The sequence below is a fragment of the Caulobacter sp. genome (genome assembly GCF_049283275.1).
Lineage (GTDB): Bacteria > Pseudomonadota > Alphaproteobacteria > Caulobacterales > Caulobacteraceae > Caulobacter.
Genome location: NZ_JBAPVS010000258.1, coordinates 1 through 2,344, shown reverse-complemented (window position 1 = coordinate 2,344; position 2,344 = coordinate 1). Strand labels below are relative to the sequence as shown.

3 protein-coding genes are annotated in these 2,344 nt (G+C 68.1%); 2 read left to right on the top strand and 1 reads right to left on the bottom strand.

Annotated elements, in window-relative coordinates; genetic code table 11:
* Positions 1 to 923, top strand: a 923-nt coding sequence (locus WAL33_RS14550; protein WP_422182235.1) for a putative bifunctional diguanylate cyclase/phosphodiesterase, incomplete at its 5' end; no start/stop codon positions are given.
* A gap of 144 nt (positions 924 to 1,067) precedes the next feature.
* Here the strand turns inward: WAL33_RS14550 and WAL33_RS14545 are convergent.
* A complete protein-coding gene (locus tag WAL33_RS14545; RefSeq protein ID WP_422182234.1) occupies positions 1,068 to 1,652 on the bottom strand; it encodes a YqgE/AlgH family protein in 585 nt (194 codons plus the stop codon).
* A gap of 120 nt (positions 1,653 to 1,772) precedes the next feature.
* Between WAL33_RS14545 and WAL33_RS14540 the strand changes: the two genes are divergently transcribed.
* The gene (locus WAL33_RS14540; protein ID WP_422182233.1) at positions 1,773 to 2,255 is read left to right on the top strand and encodes a peroxiredoxin; all 483 of its coding nucleotides are present in this window, start codon (positions 1,773 to 1,775) and stop codon (positions 2,253 to 2,255) included.
* The last annotated feature ends 89 nt before the right edge of the window (positions 2,256 to 2,344 follow it).

The following is a 2,344-nucleotide window of genomic DNA, read 5'->3' as shown; positions in this document are numbered from 1 at the left end:
CCCCCGAGGCGGCCGAACTGCTGCGCCGCGCCGAGCTGGCCGTCGAGGCGGCCGGTTCCGCGGGTCGAGGCGGCGCCGCCGCCTATGGCCGCTCGATGGAGACCGACGGCCTGTCGCGTCTGGCCCTGGAGGCCGACCTGCGCGGCGCCATCGCTCGGGGTGAGATCAGGCCCTTCTTCCAGCCCGTGGTGCGGTTGTCGACCGGCGCCCTGTCGGGCTTCGAGGCCTTGGCCCGCTGGATCCATCCGCGTCGCGGCATGCTGCCGCCCGACGAATTCCTTCCGCTGGTGGAGGAGATGGGCCTGATGAGCGAGCTGGGCGAGCACATGATGCGCACCTCGGCCCGGCAGCTGGCCGCCTGGCGCGCCTCGCACCCGGCCGTCGCCGGCCTGACCGTCAGCGTCAACCTGTCGACCGGCGAGATCGACCGCCCCGGCCTGGTCCAGGACGTGCGCCAGGTGATCCGCGAGCACGACCTGCCGCGCGGCGCCCTGAAGCTGGAAGTCACCGAAAGCGACATCATGCGCGATCCCGAGCGGGCCGCGATGATCCTCAAGACCCTGCGCGAGGCCGGCGCCGGCCTGGCGCTGGACGACTTCGGCACCGGCTTCTCGTCGCTGTCGTACCTGACGCGCCTGCCGTTCGACACGCTGAAGATCGACCGCTACTTCGTGCGGACCATGGGCAGCAACGCCGGCTCGGCCAAGATCGTCCGCTCGGTGGTGAAGCTGGGCCAGGACCTGGATCTGGAAGTCGTCGCCGAGGGTGTCGAAAACGCCGAAATGGCCCGCGCCCTGCAGTCGCTGGGCTGCGACTACGGCCAGGGCTTCGGCTATGCGCCGGCCCTGTCGCCGCAGGAGGCCGAGGTCTATCTGAACGAGGCCTATGTCGACGGCGCCGCGCCGGTGAAGGCCCGGGGCTAGGCTCTGCCGGCATCCGCAGTTCGACCGCGCTTATCTTCCACGCTGTCATTCCCGCCACAAGGGCGGGAATGACGAGAAAAATTTTAGAGCTTATTCGATGGCGATACGCGGCTGGGCCCGAGGATCCACCGCCCCGCCCTTAGCTCAGGCCCGACCCGCCTGGGACGACAGGTGGTCGGCGGTGACGCCGATCTTGGCCAGGGCCATGGTCCATTTGTTGTCGTAGTCGTCGCCGAACAGCAGGGCTTCGTCGGCGTCGCAGATCAGCCAGACATTGTCGCGCAGCTCCTGCTCCAGCTGGCCCGGCCCCCAGCCGGAATAGCCCAGGGCCAGGATGGCGTGCCGCGGGCGGCGCATCTTGCTGCCCAGGGCGTCCAGCGCGTCGCGGGTCACCGTCAGGGCCAGGCCGTCGGCCACCGACACCGTGGAGTCGGGCGAGACATAGTCGTCGGTGTGCAGGACGAAGCCGCGCTCGCGCTCGACCGGGCCGCCCAGCATGACCAGATCGCCCCGGGCCTCGATCTCCGGGGCGACGCCCAGATTGTTGAGCAGCTCGAACAGGGTCAGGCCCTCGACCGGGCGGTTGACCGCCAGGCCCATGGCCTGCTCGGCGTCGTGGGCGCAGACGTACAGCACGGCCCGTTCGAACCGCGGGTCCTCGATGCCGGGCATGGCCACCAGCATCTGTCCGGCGAGGAAGGCTCCATGTTCCGTGCGGGTTGAGTCCATGATTAGAGGATCGGGTCGGAACGCGTCGGTTTCAAGTCCAACCTTCCCTTGGCGATCGGCTCCGGCGCCTTTATCTGCGTTACGCGCTTACAAAGAACATGCAGAGCAGGGACACCGCACATGGCGATCAAGGTTGGCGACAAGCTTCCTTCGGCGACTTTCATGACCAGCACGGCCGAGGGCCCGGCCCCGGTCACCACCGACGATCTGTTCAAGGGCAAGACGGTGGCCCTGTTCGCCGTCCCCGGCGCCTTCACCCCGACGTGCTCGGCCAAGCACCTGCCGGGCTTCAAGGATCACGCCGCCGACCTGAAGGCCAAGGGTGTCGATACGATCGCCTGTGTCTCGGTCAACGACCTGTTCGTGATGAAGGCCTGGGGCGCTGACCAGGGCATCACCGACGAGGTGCTGCTGCTGGCCGACGGCAACGGCGACTTCACCCGGGCCATCGGCCTGGAGTTCGATGGTTCGAAGTTCGGCATGGGCCTGCGCTCGCAGCGCTACTCGCTGATCGCCAAGGACGGGGTGGTCCAGACCCTGAACGTGGAAGAGGGCGGGGAATTCAAGGTTTCGTCGGCCGACTACATGCTGGGTCAGCTGTAGGGGTTTAGCCCAGAGAATACGAAAGGGCGGCTTCGCGAGGAGCCGCCCTTTTCTTTGCGCGGGGAAGGCCCCCTCAGTCGCTCCGCGAC